This is a genomic window from Streptomyces sp. a15 (assembly GCF_059026085.1).
This window is the reverse complement of record NZ_JBWLKM010000114.1, coordinates 1-23,332: the sequence shown is the minus strand read 5'-3', so window position 1 is coordinate 23,332 and position 23,332 is coordinate 1. Positions and strand designations below refer to the sequence as shown.

Sequence of the window (23,332 nt, the reverse complement as noted above, 5' to 3'; positions counted from 1 at the left end):
CCCGAGCGGCTGCTGGCCGACCTCCGCCCGCAGGTCTGGGTGAAGGGCGGCGACTACTCCGGCGCAGACCTGCCCGAAGCCACGCTGCTGGAGGAGTGGGGCGGCCAGGCGGTCCTGCTGCCCTACCTCGACGGCCGCTCCTCGACGCTCCTGATGGCCCGAGCGGCGGGCGTGCCCCGATGACGGCCGGCCGGCGGCCGGCGAGGTGTGCGTCCCGTGCCACCGGAGGTGCCCCATGACCCCCCAGCGCACCCGACTCCGCCCCCGCCTCCTCGTCCTGCGCGCCCTCGGCCTCGGTGACCTCCTCGCCGGTGTGCCCGCGCTCCGCGCCCTGCGCCGCGCCCATCCCGGGCATGAACTCGTGCTGGCCGCGCCCGCCGAGCTCGGACCGGTCGCGGCGGCCACCGGCGCGGTCGACCGGCTGCTGCCCGCGTCGGCACCCGGACGGGCCGTCCCGCACCGCATCGACTGGACCGGCCCGCCCCCCGACATCGCGGTCGACCTGCACGGCAACGGCCCGCCCAGTCACCGTCTGCTGATGCGGCTGCGCCCGCTGAAGCTGCTGGCCTTCGCGCACCCCGAGACCCCCGAGGTCGATGGCCCGCAGTGGTTCCCGGAGGAACACGAACGGGCCCGCTGGTGCCGGCTCCTGCAGTCGTACGGCATCGACGCCGACCCCGCCGACCTGCGGCTGCCGCGTCCGCCCGGACCGTCCCCGGCCCCCGGCGCCGTCGTCCTGCACCCCGGGGCGGGCGCACCCTCCCGTTGCTGGCCGACGGAGGACTACGCCACGGTCGCCGAGGCGCTGCGTGAGCGCGGGCAGCGGGTCGTGGTCACCGGGGGCGCGGACGAGGGCGATCTGGTGGCCGACCTCGCCAAGCGCGCCGACCTGCCCGACACGGACGTCTTCGGCGGCGGCCTCCCCTTCGACCGGCTCTCCGCGCTGGTCGCCGACGCCCGCGCCGTGGTCAGCGGCGACACCGGCATCGCGCATCTCGCGGTCGCCCACGCCACCCCCTCCGTCACCCTCTTCGGCCCGGTCCCGCCGAGCCGTTGGGGCCCGCCCGCGCACCCGCGTCACCAGGTCCTGTGGCAGCCGGGCCCGGACGGCGACCCGCACGGGCGCCGCACCGACCCGGCCCTGCTGCGCATCCGCCCCGACGACGTACTCGCCGCCCTGCACGAACTGCGAGGCATCCCTTCACCATGACTCAGGCACCAGTCGGCATCGTCATCGCCACCCGAAACCGCTCCGGCAGCCTCGCCGAGACCCTCAGCCAGCTCTGCGCCCTCCCCGAACGCCCCCCTGTCCTCGTCGTGGACAACGCCTCCACCGACGACACCCGCACCATGGTCGCCCGCGACTTCCCGCAGGTGCGCGTGCTGGCCCTGCCGTTCAACCGCGGCGCCCTCGCCCGCAACCACGGGGTGCGCGCCCTCGACACCCCGTACGTGGCGTTCAGCGACGACGATTCCTGGTGGGCGCCGGGCGCGCTGGACCGGGCGGCCCGCCTGTTCGACGCGTACCCGAGGCTCGGGCTGCTCGCCGCCCGAACCCTCGTCGGCCCCGACGGGGCCCCCGACCCGCTCAACGACGTGCTCGCCGAATCCCCGCTCGGCACCGCCACCGACCTCCCCGGCACCCAGGTCCTCGGCTTCCTCGGCTGCGCCGCCGTCGCCCGCCGAAGCGCCTACCTGGAGGCGGGCGGCTACCACCAACTGCTGTTCTTCGGCGGCGAGGAGACCCTCCTCGCCTACGACCTCGCCGCCCGCGGCTGGGGCGTCACCCACTCCCCGGACGTGATCGCCCACCACCACCCGGACCCGGCACCCCGCACCCACCGCCGGGCCGTCGTGCGCCGCAACGCGCTCCTCACCGCCTGGCTGCGCCGCCCCCTGCCGTACGCGCTGGCCCGCACCCGGGACCTGGCCGCCGACGCCCGCCATGACGGCCAGTCCCTGCGCGCCCTGCGCGAGGCGCTCGTCCGCCTGCCCACCGCGCTGCACGCCCGCAAGGCCCTGCCGCCGGACGTCGAGCGCGCCGCCCGCCTGCTGGACCGCGCCCCAGGAGTCCCCGCATGACCGACCCCCGCACCACCGTCGTGGTCATCACCCACAACCGGCGCCCCGAACTCCTGCGCACCCTCGACCGGCTCGCCCGGCTGCCCGAGCGGCCCGCCGTGATCGTCACCGACAACGCCTCCACGGACGGCACCGCCCCCGCCGTCGCCCGGCACCACCCGGACGTACGGCTGCTGCGCCCCGGCCGCAACCTGGGCGCCGTCGGCCGCAACCTGGCCGTGCGCCAGGTCCGTACGCCGTACGTGGCCTTCTGCGACGACGACTCCTGGTGGGCGCCCGGGGGGCTGTCCGGCGCCGCCGACCTCCTCGACCGGCACCCGGCGCTCGCCTCCGTCACGGCCCGTATCGTCGTCGAACCCGACGGCACCGACGATCCGATCGCCGAGGAACTGCGCAACTCGCCCGTGCCCGGCCCCGAGTGGCTGCCCGGCCCGGCGCTGGGCTCCTTCCTGGCCGCGGCCACCGTGCTGCGCACCGACGCCTTCCGGGCCGCGGGCGGTTTCCATCCGCGGCTGTGGCTGGGAGGCGAGGAGGAACTGCTCGCCGCGGATCTGGCGGCGGACGGCTGGTGGCTGACGTACGCGGAGGACTTGACGATCCATCACCAGCCCTCGGTGACACGGGATGCCACGCTCCGGCGGACGCACGGCATCCGCAACACGCTGTGGTTCACCTGGCTGCGCCGCCCGGCCGGGCCCGCCCTGCGCCGTACCGTCCACCTGGCCCGCACGGTCCCCCGCGACCGGGCGTCCCTGCGCGCCTTCGCCGAGGCGACGGCCGCACTCCCGTGGGTGCTGCGCGAGCGCCGGGTGCTGCCGGCGGCGGTCGAGTCACGGCTGCGCACGCTGGAGCACGCCCAGCGGAACTCGACCGCCCGCAGCTACACGGGCTGAACCGGAGCCGGAGACACGGCTGAACCCGGCCGCCCCGATCGGCCGGCCGGGTCACTCGTTCCTTCGGTCACTCGTTCTCCGGGCGCTCGCCCTTCGGACCCCGTCCGCGTTCGGTGCGCGGGCCCCGGCTCTGCCACTCCGGATCCTGCTGCAGGGCCTCGTTGGCGGCCGCGTTGGCATCCTGGTCGGAGACACCCGACCGTTCCGCCTCCTTGCGCAGCCGCGCCCGCCGGGTGTCGTACTTCTTGCTTCCTGGCTTGGGCATGACGATCACCTCCTGGCGGCCGGGGTCCCCGTGGCCCCCGGCCACAAACGCCTCAGCCCTCGGTCCACCGGCACAACAGGCGGAACACCGCGTACAGCGTGAGGGGCCACACGGCGGCGAAGGCCCAGATCACGCCGGGGTCGGAGGTGCGGATGCCGGTCACCATGAGCCCGGTCGACACGGCGACCAGGAGCGCGACGATCAAGGTGGGCGGGCGCCAGTACGCCAGCCGGGACAGGACGGACGGCCGGCGCGGCCGCAGTGTGCGCATGCGGCGCTCGAGGCGGCGGTCGCGGCGTAGCGCGCGTTCCATCTCGTCGAGGATGCGCTGCTCGTGGTCGGGGAGTCGGCTAGTGGTCACGGTCACTCCTCGTGGGCCGGAAGTCCCTCTCCGGGTCCCCGGCCGTTGCGCGGACTAACCGGTGAGGCGCCGCTCCAGGGCGTCCGGCAGGGCGTCCGCGCCGTCGGGTTCCGCACCCGCCAGGAAGTCGGCGCGGATCCGCCGGGCGGCCTCCCGGCCGGTGCTCAGACACCACTGCCACCAGTGGTCGAGCCGGTCGGCGTCGAGATGTTCGGCGGGCACCAGCGCGGGCCAGCCGCAGGCACGGGCCTGCGCGGTCACCTTCGCGCCGCCCGCGACCGGGTCGACGGCCAGGGCGGGGATGCCGGCCCGCAGCGCCAGCACCAGCCCGTGCAGCCGGTCCGTGACGACGAGGTCCAGCCGGCCGAGCACGGACTCCAGCTGCGCCGGCGTGGCGCTCAGCCGCCAGTCGTGCGCGTCGAGCCGGGTCTCCAGCTCCAGCCGCGCGCAGTCCCGGCCCGTCAGCCAGCGCGTCACGGCGTCCGCGACCTGCCCGTGTCGCCGCTGGGCCCCGTACTCGTGCTGTCCGTGCGTGAGGACCACCCCGGCCACGGGCGGCGCCGGGGCGGCGGGGGCGCGCGCGGACAGGTCCCGCACCGGCGCCGTGTCCGGGGCGTCCCGTGCCAGCACGCGGTGGAAACCGACGGCGGCCGGGGCGTCGGGATCGACGACCGACGTCCCGACGGCGATCCGCACACAGTGCGCGAACCGCCGGTGCAGTTCCTCGACCTGCGGCCCGTGCAGAGGCCCGCACACGAACACCAGATGGGAGTACTCCTCGGGCCGGACCCCGGCCAGGTGCAGGGCCCCGGGCCAAAAACCCGGGCTCCACACGACGTCGTACGGGATCTCCGCCTGCCCCAGCACATCCTCGACGCGCCGCAGCGCGAGCACGTCCCCGGCGGTCGCCTCCCCGTCCCGGAAGCTGAACCACCCGGTCAGCACCACTTTTCGCCGACGCGGCATGTCCCGACCTCCTCGCCCGGTGCGGCACGAGTGCCCGGCCGCCCCGGCCGCAATCACCGCGCCCGGCACAGCCCTCGGCTACTCCTCGTCGGCTGCCACGCTCATGTCGGCCTCGACGACGCCGTCCTCCTGGAACAGGTCGGACGTCAGGCGTCCGGCGTCGGCGGTTCCCTCCAGGCGGAGCAGGACGCGGGCGGCCGGGTCAGTCCTGCCGGGCAGGCGGTCGACCTTCACCTGGAGGACGCGGAAGCCGCGCCGCGTGCACGTCTCCATCAGCTGGGGCAGCAACGCCCAGCCCCGGTGAGGTAGGCGAGCCGGATCTCGACCGTGGCGGCCTCGGCCTCGGCGAGGAACCGGCCGGCCAGCAGCGGACACCCGCGCACCACCAGGAAGTGCAGCGCGGTCGTCACCAGGGCGAGGATCGGCAGCCGCCGCCGCAGGCCATGCCGACCGCGCAGGTCAGGCAGATGGTGGCGGCGGTCGTCAGTCCTCGTACCGCGTCCCGCCGTACGAAGATGAGGCCGCCGCCGATGAACCCGATCCCGGAGACGATCTGGCCGCCACCCGGGACGGGTCGAAGGACACGTTGTCCAGCCCGAGGACATCGCTGAACCCGTGCTGGGAGACCTCCATCATCAGGGCGCTGGCGATGCCGACCAGGGTGTGGGTGCGCAGGCCGGCGCTCTTCTGCTGGGCCGCCCGCTCCCAGCCGATCAGGCTGGACAGCAGCAGCGCGAGACCGAGCTCGGACAGCTGGCGCAGTCCCTGTCCGTTGCTCACGTTCCACAGCCCGGCGGCCTGCACGTGCATACCCGGCCTCCCGTGCCGTCACGTCCGCTTCTGCCCCTGCCGGTACCCGGCCCGGGCCCGTTCAGGGGCAGAAGCGGCGTGGCTCACTGACCGTAGAACGTGGCGTCCGCCCGGTCCGTGGCCGTGCTGGGCGTCTGTACGTACAGCAGGTAGGTGTAGTGGCGGAGGTAGCGCCCGGCGGAGGCGTACGACTCGTAGGAGACGCCCGCCGAGTCCGACAGGCCCGCGCGCCGGTAGAAGGTGGCGTCGGAGGCGAACTGGGCCGTGCCGTCGTTCTTCTCCAGCCGGACCTCGAAGCTCGCGTTGCTCCGCAGGTAGTAGCCGGGGAAGTTGGCCGACTCCAGTGACACGGTGCCGCTGCCGGTCAGGCCGGTGACCACGCGGAACTGGGAGTCCGCGAGCGGGCTGACGTTGGCGTCGATCCGGGCCCGGTAGTCGAAGTGGCGGATGAAGCGGTCCGCGAAGTTGTACGACGAGAAGCGCTGCGGGGTCACCCCGTCGGCCACCGGGATGCCGAAGTCGGGGGTGCCGTCGGCCTTCCAGTACACCTTCTGGACCCGGGTACGGCGGTTGGGGTCGTTCAGCGGGTCGCCGGTGATGTCCTTGTAGCTGCGGTCGTGGTAGACGAGGATGTCGGACTTGCCGTCCTCGGAGACGGTGAAGGAGTTGTGGCCAGGGCCGTACTGCGAGGTCGCGTCACTCGACTTGAACACCGGCTGGGAACCCTTGGCCCAGGACGCCGGGTTGGTCAGGTCGGCCGTCGCGGAGGCGGTGAGCATGCCGAGGCAGTAGTTGGCGTCGGTCGCGCTGGCCGAGTAGGTCATGAAGACCTTGCCGCCCCGCTGGATCACCGCCGGGCCCTCGTTGACCTTGAAGCCGATCGTCTCCCAGGACAGCGTCGGCTGCGATATCTCGGCCGCGGTGCCGGTGATCGTCCAGGGGTTGGCCATCTTCGCGATGAACAGGCTGGTGTTGTTGTCCTCGGCCGGGTTGCGCTGGGCCCAGGAGAGGTACCGGACACCGCCCACGACGAAGGTGGTGGCGTCGAGGGAGAAGCTCTCCCACGTCGTCTTGATCTGGCCCTTCTCGGCCCAGGTCGCGGTGAGCGGGTTGGCTCCGGTGCCCTCCAGGACGTACATCCGGATCGCCCACTTGTCACTGGTGGAGCCGGCGGCGAAGTACACGTACCACTTGCCGTCGATGTAGTGGATCTCCGGTGCCCAGATGTTGGCGCCCATCACGCCGCTGGCGTGCTTGGTCCAGATCGTCGTCTCGGGCGCGGTCTTCAGGCCCTGGATGGTGGTCGCCCGGCGCAGCACGATGCGGTCGTACGCGGGCACGGTGGCGGTGAAGTAGTAGTAGCCGTCGGTGTGCTTGAAGATGTGCGGGTCGGCGCGCTGTTCGGCGATCGGGTTGGTGTACGTCACGGCGGGGGAGTCGGGCACGGCCGCGTGGGCGAGGGTGCCGGGCCCGGCGAGGCAGCCCACCAGGGCGAAGAGGACGGCCATGAGCAGCCGTACGGCGTTGCGTCTCAAGGGGGTTCTCCAGATCACGGAGTGCGGGGAGGGGAGGGGGGTCAGGTCGTGGGCACGATCCGCCACTGCTGGCAGTTGTTGTTCAGCCATGTCCACAGCCGTACGTCGGCCCCGTTCGCGGTGGAGCAGTTCGCGACGTCGGCGACCTTGCCGCTGTTCTCGTTGACGATCCGGACGTAGTCGCCGGTGGCCGTGTAGACCAGACGGAACTTCTGGCAGTTGTTGTTCAGCCAGGACCACTGGGCGATGTCCGTGCCGTCGGCCGTCGCGCAGCCCGCGGTGTCCATGACCTTGCCGGTGGCGACGTTGACCAGTCGGCTGGTGTCGTTTCCGAGGTCCTCGACCCGCCACTTCTGGTTGGCGCCGCCGTTGCAGCTCCACTGGAAGATGTTGGTGCCGTCCGCGGTGTTGCCGTTCTCGACGTCCAGGCACTTGCCGCTGTTGCGGTTCACCAGGGTGTACGCGGTCGGGGTCGCCGCGGTCTCGCCCGCGGGGCCGGGCAGCGTCGTGCCGAGCGCCACCGGAGTGCCGAAGTTCGGCGTGCCGTCCGCGTTCCAGGTGAACTTCTGCGCCCGCGTCGTACGGCCGTTGCCGCAGCCGCCGTTCGCGGTGTCGTTGGCGTGGTAGACGATCCAGTTCTCGGTGCCGTCCGGCGAGGTGAAGAAGCCGTTGTGGCCGGGGCCGTAGACACTCGCCGCGTCATTGCGCTGGAAGACCGGCGTGGACTTCTTCGTCCAGGAGGCGCGGTTCAGCGGGTCGGTGCCGGTCAGTTCCAGCTGCCCCAGCTTGTAGTCCGCGGTCTGGCAGTGGCTGGCGGAGAAGGTGAGGAAGGTGCGGCCGTCGTGGTACAGCGGTTCCGGCCCCTCGTTGACCGCGCCGCCCGATGTCTCCCAGCTCGCGGTGGGGCTGGAGATGATCGTGAAGGTGTTGCTGGCCAGCGTGTACGGGTTGCTCATCGGCGCGATCACCAGGCTCTGCGTGCTGCCGTTGATGAAACCGCTGCCGATCATGTACAGGCTGTTGTTGGCCTTCAGGACGGTGGCGTCGATGAGCCAGCCGCCGGGGGTGAGGTTGGAGCCGCTGAGCTGGTTCTTGTAGGTGTACGGGCCCATCGGGTCGGTGCCCGCGCTCTCCAGGACATGGGTGCGCTGGGAGTCACAGCAGGCGACGCCGCTCTGTCCGGCGGAGTAGTACAGGTACCAGCGGCCGTCGAGGAAGTGCAGCTCGGGCGCCCAGATGTTGGTGTTGCGGGTGGCGGTGGTGTCGCTGAAGACCTGCACGCTGGGGGCGGTGGAGAGCCCGGCGAGAGTCGGCGACTTCCGCATGGTCAGCACGCCGGTGAAGGACGTGGTGACCAGGTAGTAGTTGCCGTTGTAGTACTCGAGCCAGGGGTCGGCCCCCTTGGTCGACTTGATCGCGTTGGTGTACGGGCGGCCCTCGGCGGCGGCGGCCGGGGTCGTCGCCGACACCATGGCGATCAGGACGGCGAGTACACACAGGAGCAGGGATCTGTGGCGTCTGGCGGGGGGCTGCTCTGACATCTTCGGCATGCGGGACCGTCCCTGTCCGTGATTTCGAACGTCGTTCGTAAATTCGGTCAGAAGATAAGCGGGGGCCGTGCTTCCGTCAACGGTTTCGTCATCTGCGCTTTACACGCGCGACGCTCAGCGTGTTCGCGGCGACGATCCCGCCGATGCTCGCCCACTCCGCCCACCCCAGGTGCTGGCCGAGCCCGATCCACCCCACGACGGCGGCGAGAACGGGGTTGACGCTCATGAACAACCCGAAGGCCTGAGCCGGGACATGGCGCAGCGTGAACAGATCCGCGAGGTACGGCACCGCCGAGGACAGCACGCCCGCCGCGACCGCGTACCCGACGGCTTCGGGGGCCGGCGGCTGCCGCAGTACGAGCACGACCCCGACCGGCAGGAACAGCAGGGCGGACACACAAGCGGCCGCGGCCGACCCCTGGGCGCCGGAGACCCGGCGACCCACCGTGCGGTTGAGAAGGATGTACGACGCCCAGCAGGCGGCGGCGAGCAGCCCAAGGCCCATCCCGAGGTAGTCGGCCGACGGCCGCGGACGCATCAGCGTGACCACCCCCGCCACGGCGACCAGCGCACAGCACAGGTCCACGCGGCGGCGCGTCGCGGCCAGGGCGACGGTGAGCGGGCCGAGGAACTCCAGGGTCACCGCGAGGCCCAGGCCGATACGGTCGATGGCGCTGTACAGGGACAGGTTCATCGTCCCGAACACCACGGCGAGCAACAGCACCGGCCACCACTGCCGCCAGGTGAAGGCCCGCAGCCGCGGCCGTCCGACGGCCAGCAGGACGAGCGCGGCGACGTACTGGCGCACCGCGACGACACCGACCGGCCCGAGCACCGGGAAGGCGAGGGAACCGATCGCGGCGCCGGTCTGGTTGGACAGACCGCTGCCGACCATCGTGGCGACGCCGGCGAGACGGCCGCGTACGGGCTCCGGGGCGGTGGCGGTGACGCTCACGGGCGCTGAGGCGGATGCGGGTCGCATGTGCCGATCGTGCGACCGTACGGCACATACGCAAAATGCGTCTGCCCCCCGATCTATACGCTGGACGCATGGATGTGGAGCTCCGCCAGTTGCGCTGTCTCGTCGCGATCGTCGACGAGGGCAGCTTCACCGACGCGGCCATCGCGCTCGGCGTCTCCCAGGCGGCCGTGTCCCGTGCGCTGGCCTCGCTCGAACGGGCGCTGGGCGTACGGCTGTTGCGCCGTACCTCTCGCGAGGTGACGCCGACCGCGACCGGCCTGCGGGCGGTGGCGCAGGCGCGGCGGGTGCTCGGCGAGGTGGACGACCTGGTGCGTGAGGCGACCTCGGGGCACACCCGGCTGCGGATCGGCTACGCCTGGTCGGCGCTCGGCCGCCACACCCCCGCCTTCCAGCGCCGCTGGGCCCAGGCCCGTCCCGACACCGACCTGCACCTGGTCCGCGTCAACTCCGCCACCGCCGGTCTCGCCGAGGGCGCCTGCGATCTCGCGGTGGTGCGCAGGCCCTTGGACGACCGGCGCTTCGACTCCGCCCTCGTCGGGCTGGAGCGACGGCTGTGCGCGCTGGCCGCCGACGACCCGCTGGCCAGGCGCCGCTCCGTCCGGCTCGCCGACCTCGCCGGACGCACCCTGCTCATCGACCGGCGCACCGGCACCACGACCGCCGCACTGTGGCCGCCGGACGCCCGCCCCGAGACCGAGGAGACCCACGACATCGACGACTGGCTCACCGTGATCGCCACGGGCCGGGGCGTCGGCGTGACCGCGGAGTCCACCGCCCACCAGTACCCGCGCCCCGGGATCGTCTACCGACCGGTCCGCGACGCCGAGCCCATCGCCGTACGCCTGGCCTGGTGGCGCGGCGACGCCCACCCCGCCACCCAGGCCGTGATCGAACTGCTCACCGCCCTCTACCGCACCGGATGACCGGGCCCGTCTGCTACCACCCTGTACCGCACCGGCTGACCGGGCCCTTCGTCACCGGGCCGTCCATCCGCCGTCCACGGTGAGCGTCGTCCCGGTGACGAACCGGGAGGCGTCCGAGGCGAGGAACACCGCCGCGCCGCCGAGCTCCTCGACATCGCCCACCCGGCCGAGCGGAGTGCTCCGTACGATCCGCTCGCCCCACTTGCTGGCCAGCAGCCCGGAGCTGAGGTCGGTGTGGAAGTAGCCGGGCGCAAGGGCGTTGACGCGCACCCCGCGGCCGGCCCATTCGACGGCGAGTGACTTGGTGAGCGCCTCGACACCGCCCTTGCTGGCGGCGTACGCGGCGATCCGCTCGAAGCCGGTGCTCGCGTGCACCGAGGAGACGTTGACGATCGAGCCGGAGCCCTGCTCCAGCATCACCTTGCCGGCCTCGCGGCAGCAGTAGAAGGTGCCCGCGAGGTTGATGTCGAGGACGTGCCGCCAGTCCCCGTCGGTGACGTACTCGCTGCGGGTGAAGTGGGGGCTGACACCGGCACAGTTGACCGCCGCGTCGAGCCGGCCGGTCGCCTCGGTGATGCGCTCCGCCATCGTCCGTACGGCGTCGGAGCCGGCGACCGAACCCGGCAGTACCAGCACCTTGCCGCCCTGTCCGGCCAGTTCGGACTCCAGCTGTTCCAGGTCGGATGCCGTCCGTGCGGTCACCGCCACGGTCGCGCCCGCCTGGGACAGGGCGACCGCGATGGCGCGGCCGAGGCCCTTCCGGCGCCGGTCACCCAGGCGGTCTTGTCGTCCAGGCGCATGTCCGTCACGGCTCAGCCCTCCGCCGGGATGTCGCGCAGGGTCCGCTTGAGGACCTTGCCCGAGGGGGTCGGGAACTGCTGCCGGTTTACTGAGCATGAGTGACTTCTGGTGAGCGTGAGCGTGAGTGAGTGCCGGGGCTGGATGCGGTTGTTCCGCGTCAGGGGGCTCCTCCGGCCTGGGTGTGCTGTGGTCCTCGGTCCTCCGTTGTCGGTAGGGGAACGGGAGTTCTCGGGCCGAATGGGTGACCTTTGCGGAGGCTGCTTGTTGACTGCCGTGACGGGGATCTTCGGCCGGGCGGGGGTGGACGGGTGGGCGGGCTGCGTGAGCTGACGGCGTCGTTCGTGGTGCCCGGCCCGGCTGGGATGGCGATCCGGGACCGGCTGCGGGTGTCGGATGCGGACGCGGCGGTCCTCGCCGAGGTCGGCGTCTATTTGGGGTCGCTTGCGGCCGGTGATCTCGCCGTACGTTCGCGCCAGGGGGCGGCGCATGATGCGGCCTCGTGGGCGGTGCGTAAGCGGGAGCTGACGGTGAGGTCGTCGGCGCGGTGGGCGGGCAGTATCACCAAGGCCACGCACGACCAGTGGGCTCTGGCGAGGCGCGGACAGGCCGCGCATCTGGGCTGGCTGCGCGGGCAGATCGCGTTGATCGAGTCGCGGCTGGCCCGGCCGCTGGGCGCCAGGGCGGACAAGCGGGCAGGGCTGGTGCGCGGGTATGGCTCGCGTGGTGAGTGGCATGCCAAGTCCCGCCGCCTGCACGGCTTGAAGGACCGGCTCGTGGTGGTGGAGGCGGACCGGGCGGCGGGCCGGGTGCACGTGGTGCGCGGCGGCAAACGCCTCGCGAACACCCGCCACCACCTTCAGGCGGCCGGGCTGGACGAGCAGGCATGGCGGCAGCGCTGGCGGGCGGAGCGAATGTTCCTGGCCGCCGACGGGGAGGCGGGCAAGCGGTTCGGCAACGAGACGATCCGCGTCACCGACACCGGCCAGGTCTCGGTCAAACTCCCGGCCCCGCTGGCCCACCTGGCCAATGCACCCCATGGCCGCTACCTCCTGGACGCGACGGTGGCGTTCCGGCACCGGGGGCAGGAGTGGCGTGACCGGGTCACCGCGAACCGGGCGGTGGCCTACCGCATCCACCACGACGTGGCGCGCGGCCGCTGGTACGTCACCGCGTCCTGGCAGCGCGCCGCCGCCCCCGTCCTGCCGCTGGACGCGGCGCTGGCGCGGGGTGTGGTGGGGGTGGACATGAACGACGACCACCTCGCCGCCTGGCACCTCGACGTGCACGGCAACCCGGTCGGCGAACCACAACGCTACTTCTACGACCTCACCGGCCCCGCCGAACACCGGGACGCGCAGATCCGGCACGCCCTGACCCGGCTGCTGCACCACACCCGCCGCTGCGGGGCCGCCGCGATCGCCATCGAGGACCTCGACTTCGCGGCGGAGAAGGGCCGCGAGCAGCACGGCCGCAACAAACGCTTCCGGCGGCTGCTCTCCCGCTTCCCCACCACCAAGCTCAGGGCCCGGCTGGTGTCGATGGCCGCCGAACACGGAGTGGCGGTCGTTGCGGTCGATCCGGCCTATACCTCCCGGTGGGGTGCCCAGCACTGGCAACAGCCACTGACCACCCCACGACGCAAGATGTCCCGGCATGATGCGGCAAGCATCGCGGTCGGGCGACGCGCCCTCGGACACCCGATCCGGCGACGGACGGCACCGCCCCACGACGACCAGAGTGATCGTCGTGGGCATCGGACCGCCCAGGCCCGACCGGAGATCCGGCGACGTGAGGAAACCCGCCCCCACATTCCCGGACCACGCACCAGATGCGCGCCGCCGGGCCGTGGAGCGAAAGCGGGCGACCAGGGTGCCCAACACCGTTCGGGACACCCGGCTGAGCAAGAGTCCTGGCAACAGGACTCACTCCCACTCAGTCTTTAGGAACGGTACGGGGCAGTTCGTCGACCACGTCGAAGCGGACCGACACCTTGAACCTGGCCAGCCGGGTCCGGCAGAAGTCCCGTAGCTCGTCGGCCCCGGCACTCGTGCCCGGCCGGAACACCACGAACGCCCGCGGCACCTCGCCCCAGCGGGGATGCTGGAGCCCCACCACGGCGGCCTCCAGGACGGCGGGGTGCTCGTACAGGACCCGTTCCACCTCGGGGGTGGCGATGTTCTCGCCGCCCGAGACGATCATGTCCTTCTTGCGGTCGTCAATGAACAGGAAGCCGTCCTCGTCCACGTGCCCGATGTCCCCGGTGTGGAACCAGCCGTCCCGCAGAGCCGCGGCCGTGGCCTTCTCGTCGCGCCAGTACCCCGAGAACACCTTCGGCCCGCGCAAGGTGATCTCGCCGAGCTCGCCCGCCCGGACCTCCTCCCCGGTGTCGTCGACGATCCGTACCCGGGTGTGCGGGACCGGGCGCCCGACCGAGCCCAGCTTGGACAGCGCGTGCTCGCGGTCGGGGAAGGTGTCGCCGGAGACCGTCTCGGTCAGGCCGTAGGCGTCGGCGAACCAGGCGTTCGGGAAGGCGGTCATGATCCGCCGCAGCACCGGCTCGGGCGTCTTCTCGCCGCCGCCCAGGATGAAGCGGACCGAGGTGGTGTCGTAGCTGTCGCGGTCCGGGACCTCCAGGACCGCGTTGACCATGGCGGGCGCCAGCCACACGTTGGTGACCCGGTGCTGCTGGATCGCCTGCAGTGCGCCCTCCGGGTCGAACCTGCGCTGCAGGACCACGCCGCCGCCCGCGTAGAGGGTCGCCAGGGCCGGCATGTCCAGGCCGCCCACGTGGTAGAGCGGGCCGCACACCAGCGTGGTGTCCGCCGCGGTCAGGCCGAAGTGGACGATGTGAGCCAGATTCTTGGCCTGCAGGTTTCCGTAGGTGATGCGCACGCCCTTGGGGCGTGAGGTGGTGCCGGAGGTGTACATCAGGCGCTGGAGATCATCGAGAGCGACGTCCACGGGCTCGACCTGGGCGTCCTTGTGGCGGGCCAGCAACTCCTCGTAACCGGCCCAGGGAGCCGGGGTGATGTCGGCGCCGACCAGGACGCGGTGCTCCAGGTCGGTCAGACAGCCGGCGCTCTGCTCGATCGCGGGCACGAAACGCCACCCTGCCCCTGCTCGCCTACGGCACCGAGGAGCAGAAGCAGCGCTGGCTCGCGCCGCTGGCCCGCGGCGAGGCCATCGGCGCCTTCGGCCTGACCGAGCCGGAGGCCGGCTCCGACGCGGCCGGCATCGCCACCACCGCCCGCCGGGCCGACGGCGGCTGGGTCATCAACGGCACCAAGATGTTCATCACCAACGCCGGCACCGACATCAGCCAGGGCGTCACCCTGCTCGCGGTCATCGGCAAGGACGACGACGGACGCAAGCGCTTCGCGACCTTCTACGTCCCGACCGGCACCCCCGGCTAGACCGTCGGCCACAAGCTGAAGAAGCTCGGCTGGCACGCCATGGACACCCGGGAACTGGTCTTCGACGACTGCTGGATCCCCGACGACCACCTGATCGGCGAGGAGGGCGGCGGACTGCGCCAGTTCCTGTCCGTCCTCGACAAGGGCCGGATCAGCGTCGCCGCGCTGGGCCTGTCGCTGGCCAAGGCGGCCCTCGCCCTCGCGGTCAAACACGCCACGGAACGCCACCAGTTCGGCCGCCCGCTGTCCGACTTCCAGGCGATCGCGCACAAGATCGCCGACATGGGTACGGAGTTCGAAGCCGCCCGCTGCCTGGTGTACCGCGCCGCCTGGCTGGCCGACCAGGGCCGCCCGCACAGCAAGGCGGCCGCCATGGCCAAGCTGTACGCCTCCGAGGTCGCCAACCGCGCCGCCTCCCAGGCGGTCCAGATCCACGGCGGCTACGGCTACGTCCGCGAGTCGGAGATCTCCCGCTTCTACGCCGACGCCAAGATCCTGGAGACCGGCGAGGGCACGAACGAGATCCAGCGCAATGTCATCGCCCGGGCGCTGGTACGGGAGGCGTGACGCGGGTGAGGGCCCGCAGTGCACCGCGGGCCCTCCTTCGTCAGCCGCGTCAGCTCGCCAGCGAGGCCGGTTCCCAGACCGCCTCGGGGTCGAGCGGCAGGTCGGTCCGGTCGCGCTTGAACCGCGCGGCCTGCTCCTCGACGTCCGGCAGGGCCGCGCCGGGGGCCGCGAACCCGCGGAACAGGGTCGAGCAGTACTCCCGCGACAGGTCCGCGGCGCTCCAGCGGCCCTCCGGCTTGACCCACTGGTAGGTGTGGTTGTGCAGGTTGAGGAACTGCAGGGTGGCCAGGCGCGGTTCGACCGTGCGGAAGGTGCCCTCCTCGACGGCCTCGATGAGCAGGCCCGTGACCAGCTGCTCGAAGTCGGAGCGCTGGCGCAGCAGGGTGTGCAGGTAGTCGCCGGTGAGGCTGCGGTAGTCGTGTTCGTAGACCCAGATGTGGTCGAGCCGGCGGTAGATGATCGTCAGCAGCGACTCCGACAGCAGGCGCAGCCGCAGCAGCGGCTCCTCGTCCAGGCCCGCGATCTGCCGGGCCCGGGCGAGGAGCGGCGCCATCACCCGGGACTGGATCTCGATCAGCAGGTTCTCCTTGGAGCCGATGTAGTAGTACAGCGCTCCCTTGGCGAGCCCGACCGCGCGGCCCAGGTCGTTGACGGAGGTCGCCGCGTAGCCCTGGCGGGCGAACAGCTCGGCGGCCGTGTCGATGATCTTCTGGCGCCTGACCTCGAAATCCGGCCCGTGGCCCGGCGGTCGTGGCATGGCTTCTCTCCCCGCTGACGTCACGAAGTTTGCTAGACCAAACGGTACATTAAAAAGCCGGACGCAGGCGGTACGCCGCCCGCGCGAGCATAGCGAGGACGCTCATGACTCAGGCACCGCAGGCAAGTCAATACGTGCCGTCCGGCCTGATGGCGTGGTCCGGTTCGTTCCTCAAGCACCAGTTCTGACACCGGCTTCGGCGCGGTCGCAGGAAGCTGCGCCGCGCGTCGGCCGTTTCGCCGGTGACCGCTGCCGTCGGCAGGTCAGGCGCCCGACGGCGGACGCGTGGCGCGAGTGCGTGGGCGCGTCCTCGCCAGGCCGGCCTCCACGGCGGAGAGCAGGGTGAGGGCCGCGTCGAGGCGGTCGGTGTCGTGGTCGGCGGCCGCGGAGACGGCGGCGGCCCATTCCCGGCGCACCAGGGCGTAGTTGCTGCGTCCGCGTTCGGTGGTGTGGACGGTCACCCCGCGGCCGTCGCCCGGGTCGGCGCGTCGCTCGATGAGGCCCTTGCGCTCCAGTCCGCCGAGGACGGTGGAGAGGTTGGTGCGCTGCAGCCCGGTCGCCTCGGCGATGGTGCTGGGCGGGGCGGCGGGCTCGCGGTGCAGGTAGCGCATCACCATGCCCTCGGACGGGGACAGCGGGACGGCCCGCTCGTCGCTGTATCCGCGGAACTGGATCTCCCGGCTGATGATCAGCACGAGGTCGGCCAGCTCGGCCCACCGCCGGCCGTCGTCCGGTGCGATCGTCGGGCTCGTCGGTTCTGCTCGCTCCTCCGTCACGGCTCCAGGGTACGGGCTTGCCCGGAAGTAGTTATGGGCGCATACTGTTTATGGCTTCATAGTTATGAGGTCATAACATCCGTCTCCTGGGAGCTGTCATGACGACAACCACCTCCTCCCGGCATGCGGGCGCGCCGACGCTCGCGCCCCATGCCACGGCCCGCGCGGGCGGGCTGCACCCGGTCGGGGTGTTCATCCTGCTGGCCGGCGCCTTCCTGCCGATCATGGACTTCTTCATCACCAACGTGGCCCTGCCCAGCATCGACGCCTCGCTGCACGCCTCGGCATCCTCGCTGGAGCTGGTCATCGCCGGGTACGGCGTCGCGTACGCGACCCTGCTCGTCCTCGGCGGCCGGCTCGGCGACCGGTTCGGCCGCCGCCGGATCTTCCTCGGCGCGCTCGTCGGCTTCGTGCTGGCCTCGCTGGCCTGCGGCGTCGCCCCGACGGTGGGTGCGCTGATCGCGGCCCGCATCGTCCAAGGCGCCACCGCCGCCCTCCTCATCCCGCAGGTGCTGGCGACCTTCCACCACGTGCTGGAAGGAGAGCGCAAGTCCCGGGCCGTGGCCCTGTACGGGGCGACCTCCGGCATAGCCGCCGTGGTCGGGCAGCTGGTCGGCGGCCTGCTGGTCAGCGCTGATGTGGCCGGCACCTCCTGGCGGCCGATCTTCCTGGTCAACGTGCCCATCGGCGTCGTCGTGCTGCTGGTGGCGGCACGGATCGTGCCGGACACCCGCTCGCACCACCCGGTCGGCATCGACCTGCCCGGCACCGTGCTGTTCGCCGCCACCCTGACCGCCCTGCTGGTGCCGCTGACCGAGGGGCACTCACTGGGCTGGCCCTGGTGGACCTGGCTGATGCTCGCCGTCGCGGTCGTCCTCGGCGTCGCCACCTACGTCGTGGAGAGGCGCACCGAGCGGCGCGGCGAGGTCCCGCTGCTGCCGCCGTCCCTGCTGCGCCTGCCGTCGATGTCCCGTGGCCTGGTCATGGTGTTCGCCTTCAGCATCGGCTTCGGCGCGTTCATGTTCGTCTTCGCCCTCACCGTCCAGAACGGCCTGCACGTCGACGCCCTGCACAGCGGCCTGGCGATCCTGCCGATGGCCCTGTTCTTCTTCGCCGGGTCACTGGTCGCGCCCCGCCTGATCACCCGGTTCGGCCGGGCGGCCCTGTCGGCCGGCGCCGTCGTCCAACTCGCCGGACTGGTCTCCCTGGTGACGATCCTGCTCGAGAACTGGCCGCACGTCAGCCTGTGGGCGATGGCCCTGCCGCTCGCCCTGGTCGGCGCCGGGCAGTCGATGCTGTTCGCCGGCCTGTTCCGCAGCGTCCTGGCCGACGTCCCCACGCACCTGGCGGGCATCGGCAGCGGCGTACTGATCACCCTGCAGCAGAGCGGTCTCGCCCTCGGCGTGGCCACCCTCGGCACCCTCTACCTGGTCCTGGCGCCGCACAGCGTCGTCCACGCCTTCGCCGGTGTCGAGTACGTGCAGATGGGCATCGTCGCCCTGCTCGCCGTCGCTGCCGCCGCCCTGCCGCGCTTCAACAAGGCCGCGCCGCCCGCCACTTCGGTCGTCGAGGTCTGAACTCGCCCCAGATAGGGAGCACCTGATGAGTCTCCTCGACTTGTCGCGATGGCAGTTCGCCATCACCGTCCTGTTCCACATGACCTTCCCGGCGATCACCGTCGGACTCTCGATCTTCCTGTCGGTCGTCTACGGGCTGTACTGGCGTACCGGCAGGGCGGTCTACCTCCAGATGTTCCGGTTCTGGCGGCGTGTCTTCGCCGTCGGCTTCGCGATCGGCGTGGTGGCCGGCGCCGTCATCACCTTCGAGATGGGGCTCAACTGGGGTGTGTACGGCGCACGGACGGGCCCGATCATCGGGCCGATCATCGGCATGGAGGTCGTGACCGCCTTCTTCGTCGAGGCCGGCTTCATCGGCGTCCTGCTCTACGGGGACGGCCGGGTGCGCAAGGGCACGATGTTCGTGTCCAGCGTGATGGTGTCGGTGGGTACCGTCCTGTCCTCCACCTGGATCATCGCGGCGAACTCGTGGATGCAGACGCCCGCCGGATTCAAGGTCGTCCACGGCCGGTTCGAGCCCACGGACTGGATGCGCGTCATCTTCAACCCGTCGTTCGTCTGGCGCTGGCCGCACATGCTGGCCGCCGTCCTGATCTCGGCGAGCTTCTTCGTCGCCGGTATCTCGGCCTGGTACCTGGTCAAGGGACGCGCCAAGGGCTTCGCCCGCCGCTCGATGTCGATCGCGCTCGGTATCGCCGCGCTGCTGATGCCTGTCCAGCTCTACCTCGGCGACAACGTCGCCGGGCACGAACTGCCGTATCAGCTCTCGAAGCTGGAGGCGATCGAAGGCAACTGGAACAACGGTGACACCGGCTTCGTCCTGTTCTCCATACCCGACCAGCAGGCCGCGCGGAACATCGCCGAGCTCGACATTCCCTGCCTTGGCAGCTACATCGCCAAGGACCTCACCTGCAAGACGGCCATGCCCGGTCTGAAGCTCACCCCGGCGGCCGACCGGCCGGACATGGCCGCGACCTTCTGGGGCTTCCGCATCATGTTCCTGGCGGCCGTGCTGATGTTCGGCACCACGTTCGCGGCCACGGTCCTGCGCCTGCGCAACCGCCTGTGGACCGCGCGCCGCTTCCACCGGTTCGTCCTGTGGACCACGCCGGTGGGGATCCTGGCCATCCTCGGCGGCTGGGTCACCGCCGAAGCAGGACGGCAACCGTGGATCGTGTTCGGGCAGCTGCGCACCTCGGACGCGGTGTCCCGGCTGGCACCCGGCGAAGTCCTGTTCTCGGTCATCGGCTTCTCCGCGCTCTACCTGATCATGCTGGTGGCGTACGTCGCCTACATCGTCCGCACCATGCGCATCGGCCCGGAACGCGACGACCCGGGGCAGGAACCTCCACCAGAGGACCTGCCGGACACCGGCCTCGCGGAAGAGGGCGTACAACTGGAACCCGTCCCGCCGGAACCCGTGCCGCTCGTGCCCGTGCCGCTCGGTTCCCGGGAGGTGGCGGCCCGATGACCACCACCCTCTGGTCGGCGACCGTACTCGTCTGCCTCCTGATGTACGTGGTGCTGGACGGCTACGACCTCGGCATCGGCGTGGCCACCCTCTTCGAACGCGACCCCGCACACCGGCGCCACCTGCTGGAGTCCGTCGCGGTGGGCTGGGACGGCAACGAGACCTGGCTCATCCTGCTCGGCGTCGCGCTCTGGGCGGGTTTCCCCCTGGCCTTCGGCACGATCCTGCCGCACGCCTACCTGCCGATGATCGTGATGCTGTTCTCTCTCATCGTGCGGGGCGTGAGCGTCGAGATGGCGTCCCAGGCGCCCCCGGCTCCCCGCTGGACCACCGCCTTCGGCGTGGCGTCGCTGCTGGCTTCGTTCGCGCAGGGCTTCGCCCTCGGGACGCTGACCTCGGCCGTGCGTCTGCGGGGTGACGTCTACACCGGGTCGGCCTTCGGGGCCTTCAGCTGGTTCTGCGTGCTGTCGGGGCTCACCGTCACGGCCGCGTACACAGCGCTCGGCTACGCCTACACCAAGCACAAGTCGGCCGGGCGGCTGCGGGATTCGGCGGCACGACGCGGCGCGGTCGCCACGGCGGTCGCGGGAGTGCTGCTGGTCGCGGTCCTCGTCGCGGTCGGCTCCACGGCGGCGCCGTTGAACCTCGGCACGCCGGGGCGTGCCGTCGCGTTCGCCGTCCTGCTGCTGTTCGCCGCCGGGGGAGGAGGCACCGCGCTCGTCGGGTTCGCGTGGAGGCGTACCTCCCGAGCCGCGGACACCCTGCCGCTCGGCGGACTCGTGGTCGCGACGGTGTCCGTGTTCCTCGCCCTGGGCGTGGCCCGTTACCCGGTGCTCCTGCCGCCGGACCTCACCCTCGGCAGCGCGGCCGGCCCGCACTCCACGATGGTCTTCATCCTCGTCGGCATCGGACTGAACATGCCGCTCGTGCTCGCCTACAACGTGTTCGCCCACCGGGCCTTCGCCGGAAAGTTCACCACCGGAGCCGAAGGCCACGAACCCCCGACAACCCAAGGCCCCCTTGCCGCAGGAGCACGCCCATGACCACCCGGAGCCCACTCCCCGCACCGGTCCGAGTCGTCCGGCGCCTGCTCGCCGCGATCGTCTGGACCGTGCTGGGCCTGCTCGCCTACTTCGTCTGCCAGGGGATGTTCGGTGGCTACCGGCAGATCCATTCACAGCTGCTGACCACCCTGGGCATGATCGCCATCGCGCTGGCCGGTGGCCTCGCCTGGATCATCGACGAGCGGCGCCCCCATGACGACGAATGAGAGGAAGGCGCGGGACGCGAGGAACGAGACGAGCGGGCCGGGCACCGCCGCACAGCGGCGGGACGACGACGCATGGCTCACCGCGTGCGCCGCGCCGGGACGGCGCTGGTTCGGCCTCGCGGGCAGCCTCCAGGTACTGGAGACGATGGTCACGATCACCCGCTGGGGTGCCCTGGCATGGCTCGCCCAGGGGGTGTTGGAGAGGGCCGTGACACACGAGACCCGGGGCCTCGCGGTCTTCGCCGTCGCGAGTGCGCTGGCCGTGGGCGCCGGCTGGGCGGCCGGTGCGCTCGCCGAACGGGGTGCGCGTGCAGTCGCCACCGACCTGCGCCGGCGGTTGACGGGCGCTCTGCTGCCGGCCGCCGGGCGGACCAGCGAGACCGGACCGGCCGAGGCGGCATGGGCGATGGTCGATCTGGCCGACGACGTCGCCGCCCACCACGCACAGGCCGCACCCCTGCGCCGCTCGGCACCGCTGTCCATGCTCGCCGTACCGGCGGTCACCGCCGCGGTGCACTGGCCGGCCGCGCTCGTCCTCGTCCTGACCACCGCGCTGCTGCCCCTCAACATGCGCCTGGCGGGGCTGTTCGCCCAGCACGGCGCGGACCGGCAACTGGGCGCCACCCGGCACCTGAACGCCGTCGTCCTCGACAGCTTCCGCGGCATGCGGACACTGCGCGAGCTCGGCGCGGCCGGCCGGCGCGGGCGAACCGTGACGACGGCCGCCGAGCGGCTGAACAAGGCGACGATGAGCGTGCTGCGCCGCGCCTTCCTGTCCGGGATGATCATGGACGTCGTCATCACGTTCTCCCTCGCGGTCAACGCCACCTACGTCGGCCTGTCCCTGCTCGGCTATGTTCGGGTGCCGCACGCCCCCCAACTCACGCTGTTCGGCGGCCTGTTGGTGCTGCTCATCTGTCCGATGCACTTCGCCCCGATGCGCGCCCGGGCCGCCGCCTTCCATGAGCGGGAACGCGCCACGATCGCGGCACGCGCCATCCGCGACATCGTGACTGACACCCCCGCAGGGACACCCCGGACGGCCGCCCGGCCGGGGCTGTCCGAGCCGGTCGGCGTGTCCCTGACGGCAGTCCGGTTCCGTTACGGCGGCGCGGACCACGACACCATCCACGCCGACGCCGAGTTGGCCCCCGGGACCTGGACCGCGCTCACCGGTCCCTCCGGTTCCGGCAAGAGCACGCTGCTCTCGCTGATCGCCGGTCTGCGCCGGCCGACGGGCGGAGAGGTCCGGTGGCAGACCTTGTCCGTACGTCAGCCCCCGGCCCTCGGCGGATGCGCCTGGGTCGGACAGCAGACGGTGCTGCTCGACGCGACCGTCCGCGACAACATCCGCCTCGGCCGTCCGGACGCCACCGAGCGGCAGATCCGGCGGGCGGTCGACGCCGCCGGGCTGGACGCCGTGCTCGAGCGCCTGCCCGAAGGGCTGAACACGCGGCTCGGTGAGGGGGGTTGGGGTGTGTCGACCGGCGAGGCCCGCCGGATCGCCATCGCCCGCGCCTTTCTGCGCGGAGCCCGGCTCTGGCTGCTCGACGAGCCGACCGCCCACCTCGACGCGGGCAGTGAGCGCGCCGTCGTCGCGGCCCTGCGGCGGGCCACCGAGGGCTGCACCGTCGTCGTCGCCACCCATTCCTTCCCGCTGGCCGCCGCGGCCGACACCGTGCTCGTCATCGAGGACGGCCGCCTGCACGACGTGGGGTTGGTGAACGCCATGGTTCGTCGCGATGGACGAGGGCTTCAACCTGCTCTGCCGGATCACCGGTACAGCGCCGGTCGCGGTCGCGGTGGGGGCACGGGTCAGTGTCGTACGATCCTGGTCAACGTCAGCCGGGGCGGCCTGGTGGACACCGACGCCGTCGTCAAGGCGCTGGACAGCGGGCACCTCGGCGGAGCCGCCTTCGACGTCCTGGAGACCGAACCGGACGTCCCCGCCGCACTGTTGGGCCAGCCGGGCGCTCTCCTCACTCCGCACATCGCCTTCTCCTCCGACGCCTCGGTCACGGAACTGCGCCGCCGCGCCGCCGAGGAGGTCGTACGGATCCTGGCGGGCGAGGCACCGGCCCACGCCTGCAACACTCCCCGTGGTCTGCCCGCCGGGTCGGGGGACCGGCGATGAGCCGGCCCGTCGCGCAAACGAGCCCGGAAACCGCGCTGACCGACTTCCTCACCGCCCACGAGCTCGCCGGACCCGGCGAAGCCGCACGCTGGACGCCGCTGACCGGCGGTGTCTCGTCCGATCTGTGGCGAGTGGACCTGCCGGGACGTTCCCTCTGCGTCAAACGCGCCCTGGCCCAGTTGAAGGTCGCCGCCGACTG

General features: G+C 71.9%; 23 protein-coding genes and 2 pseudogenes. 14 read left to right on the top strand and 11 right to left on the bottom strand.

Annotated features, from left to right (window positions below; genetic code table 11):
• The 4 genes from AC5P09_RS47055 to AC5P09_RS47040 form a co-directional block, all read left to right on the top strand.
• On the top strand, positions 1-183 hold a 183-nt coding region (locus tag AC5P09_RS47055; protein WP_493879828.1), incomplete at its 5' end, for a nucleotidyl transferase family protein.
• A 52-nt stretch (positions 184-235) separates the two neighbouring features.
• On the top strand, positions 236-1,210 hold the full coding sequence (locus AC5P09_RS47050; RefSeq protein ID WP_493879827.1) for a glycosyltransferase family 9 protein: 975 nt from the start codon (positions 236-238) through the stop codon (positions 1,208-1,210).
• Positions 1,207-2,082, top strand: coding sequence for a glycosyltransferase family 2 protein (locus AC5P09_RS47045; RefSeq protein WP_493879826.1), 876 nt, complete (start codon positions 1,207-1,209; stop codon positions 2,080-2,082). The genes AC5P09_RS47050 and AC5P09_RS47045 overlap by 4 nt, the downstream gene beginning before the upstream one ends.
• Entirely contained in the window at positions 2,079-2,975 is an 897-nt protein-coding gene (locus AC5P09_RS47040; RefSeq protein ID WP_493879825.1) for a glycosyltransferase family 2 protein, read from the top strand. Before AC5P09_RS47045 ends, AC5P09_RS47040 begins: the two co-directional genes overlap by 4 nt.
• A gap of 67 nt (positions 2,976-3,042) precedes the next feature.
• Here AC5P09_RS47040 and AC5P09_RS47035 read toward each other — a convergent pair whose 3' ends face one another.
• The 7 genes and pseudogenes from AC5P09_RS47035 to AC5P09_RS47005 all read right to left on the bottom strand — a co-directional run bounded on the left by AC5P09_RS47035 (position 3,043) and on the right by AC5P09_RS47005 (position 9,444).
• Positions 3,043-3,240 (bottom strand): hypothetical protein, encoded by a 198-nt coding sequence (locus AC5P09_RS47035; RefSeq protein ID WP_493879824.1) that lies wholly within the window; start codon positions 3,238-3,240, stop codon positions 3,043-3,045.
• Between the two features lie 52 nt (positions 3,241-3,292).
• Positions 3,293-3,601, bottom strand: coding sequence for a DUF3040 domain-containing protein (locus AC5P09_RS47030; RefSeq protein ID WP_493879823.1), 309 nt, complete (start codon positions 3,599-3,601; stop codon positions 3,293-3,295).
• Between the two features lie 54 nt (positions 3,602-3,655).
• Positions 3,656-4,567, bottom strand: a complete 912-nt coding sequence (locus AC5P09_RS47025) for a polysaccharide pyruvyl transferase family protein (protein WP_493879822.1) — start codon at positions 4,565-4,567, stop codon at positions 3,656-3,658.
• 78 nt (positions 4,568-4,645) lie between these two features.
• Positions 4,646-5,377, bottom strand: a pseudogene (locus AC5P09_RS47020) (MgtC/SapB family protein).
• Positions 5,378-5,460: 83 nt separating this feature from the next.
• Positions 5,461-6,885: a family 43 glycosylhydrolase gene (locus tag AC5P09_RS47015; RefSeq protein WP_493879831.1), complete on the bottom strand. Its 1,425-nt coding sequence runs from the start codon at positions 6,883-6,885 to the stop codon at positions 5,461-5,463.
• A 68-nt stretch (positions 6,886-6,953) separates the two neighbouring features.
• On the bottom strand, positions 6,954-8,462 hold the full coding sequence (locus tag AC5P09_RS47010; protein WP_493879821.1) for a family 43 glycosylhydrolase: 1,509 nt from the start codon (positions 8,460-8,462) through the stop codon (positions 6,954-6,956).
• An 88-nt stretch (positions 8,463-8,550) separates the two neighbouring features.
• A complete protein-coding gene (locus AC5P09_RS47005; protein WP_493879820.1) occupies positions 8,551-9,444 on the bottom strand; it encodes an EamA family transporter in 894 nt (297 codons plus the stop codon).
• Between the two features lie 68 nt (positions 9,445-9,512).
• On the opposite strand from AC5P09_RS47005, the gene AC5P09_RS47000 reads away from it, so the two are divergent.
• Positions 9,513-10,367 (top strand): LysR family transcriptional regulator, encoded by an 855-nt coding sequence (locus AC5P09_RS47000; RefSeq protein ID WP_493879819.1) that lies wholly within the window; start codon positions 9,513-9,515, stop codon positions 10,365-10,367.
• Positions 10,368-10,418: 51 nt separating this feature from the next.
• Here AC5P09_RS47000 and AC5P09_RS46995 read toward each other — a convergent pair whose 3' ends face one another.
• Positions 10,419-11,075 (bottom strand): SDR family NAD(P)-dependent oxidoreductase, encoded by a 657-nt coding sequence (locus AC5P09_RS46995; protein ID WP_493879818.1) that lies wholly within the window; start codon positions 11,073-11,075, stop codon positions 10,419-10,421.
• Positions 11,076-11,530: 455 nt separating this feature from the next.
• Between AC5P09_RS46995 and AC5P09_RS46990 the strand changes: the two genes are divergently transcribed.
• Entirely contained in the window at positions 11,531-13,111 is a 1,581-nt protein-coding gene (locus AC5P09_RS46990) for an IS200/IS605 family accessory protein TnpB-related protein (protein ID WP_493879830.1), read from the top strand.
• Here the strand turns inward: AC5P09_RS46990 and AC5P09_RS46985 are convergent.
• Positions 13,101-14,267, bottom strand: coding sequence for an AMP-binding protein (locus AC5P09_RS46985; RefSeq protein WP_493879817.1), 1,167 nt, complete (start codon positions 14,265-14,267; stop codon positions 13,101-13,103). The two genes, AC5P09_RS46990 and AC5P09_RS46985, sit on opposite strands and share 11 nt — an antisense overlap.
• An 11-nt stretch (positions 14,268-14,278) precedes the next feature.
• Here AC5P09_RS46985 and AC5P09_RS46980 point away from each other — a divergent pair, with 11 nt between their 5' ends.
• Both AC5P09_RS46980 and AC5P09_RS46975 read left to right on the top strand, forming a co-directional pair.
• A complete protein-coding gene (locus AC5P09_RS46980) occupies positions 14,279-14,581 on the top strand; it encodes an acyl-CoA dehydrogenase family protein (RefSeq protein WP_493879829.1) in 303 nt (100 codons plus the stop codon).
• 39 nt (positions 14,582-14,620) lie between these two features.
• Positions 14,621-15,148 carry an acyl-CoA dehydrogenase family protein gene (locus AC5P09_RS46975; protein WP_493879816.1) on the top strand — a complete coding sequence of 176 codons (528 nt, stop codon included), beginning with the start codon at positions 14,621-14,623 and terminating at the stop codon, positions 15,146-15,148.
• A 49-nt stretch (positions 15,149-15,197) separates the two neighbouring features.
• Here the strand turns inward: AC5P09_RS46975 and AC5P09_RS46970 are convergent, their stop codons facing one another.
• Both AC5P09_RS46970 and AC5P09_RS46965 read right to left on the bottom strand, forming a co-directional pair.
• A complete protein-coding gene (locus AC5P09_RS46970) occupies positions 15,198-15,905 on the bottom strand; it encodes a TetR/AcrR family transcriptional regulator (RefSeq protein WP_493879815.1) in 708 nt (235 codons plus the stop codon).
• A gap of 263 nt (positions 15,906-16,168) precedes the next feature.
• Positions 16,169-16,681, bottom strand: coding sequence for a MarR family winged helix-turn-helix transcriptional regulator (locus AC5P09_RS46965; RefSeq protein WP_493879814.1), 513 nt, complete (start codon positions 16,679-16,681; stop codon positions 16,169-16,171).
• 98 nt (positions 16,682-16,779) lie between these two features.
• Here AC5P09_RS46965 and AC5P09_RS46960 point away from each other — a divergent pair, with 98 nt between their 5' ends.
• The 6 genes and pseudogenes from AC5P09_RS46960 to AC5P09_RS46935 form a co-directional block, all read left to right on the top strand.
• Positions 16,780-18,258, top strand: coding sequence for an MFS transporter (locus AC5P09_RS46960; protein ID WP_493879813.1), 1,479 nt, complete (start codon positions 16,780-16,782; stop codon positions 18,256-18,258).
• Positions 18,259-18,283: 25 nt separating this feature from the next.
• Positions 18,284-19,729 carry a cytochrome ubiquinol oxidase subunit I gene (locus AC5P09_RS46955; protein WP_493879812.1) on the top strand — a complete coding sequence of 482 codons (1,446 nt, stop codon included), beginning with the start codon at positions 18,284-18,286 and terminating at the stop codon, positions 19,727-19,729.
• Entirely contained in the window at positions 19,726-20,772 is a 1,047-nt protein-coding gene (locus tag AC5P09_RS46950) for a cytochrome d ubiquinol oxidase subunit II (RefSeq protein ID WP_493879811.1), read from the top strand. The genes AC5P09_RS46955 and AC5P09_RS46950 overlap by 4 nt, the downstream gene beginning before the upstream one ends.
• Complete coding sequence (locus AC5P09_RS46945) at positions 20,769-20,999, top strand: hypothetical protein (protein WP_307678162.1); 231 nt, start codon at positions 20,769-20,771, stop codon at positions 20,997-20,999. Before AC5P09_RS46950 ends, AC5P09_RS46945 begins: the two co-directional genes overlap by 4 nt.
• Entirely contained in the window at positions 20,986-23,133 is a 2,148-nt protein-coding gene (locus tag AC5P09_RS46940; protein WP_493879810.1) for an ABC transporter ATP-binding protein/permease, read from the top strand. Before AC5P09_RS46945 ends, AC5P09_RS46940 begins: the two co-directional genes overlap by 14 nt.
• Positions 23,130-23,332 (top strand): annotated as a pseudogene (locus AC5P09_RS46935) (aminoglycoside phosphotransferase family protein); the annotation flags it as partial. The gene AC5P09_RS46940 and the pseudogene AC5P09_RS46935, both read left to right, overlap by 4 nt.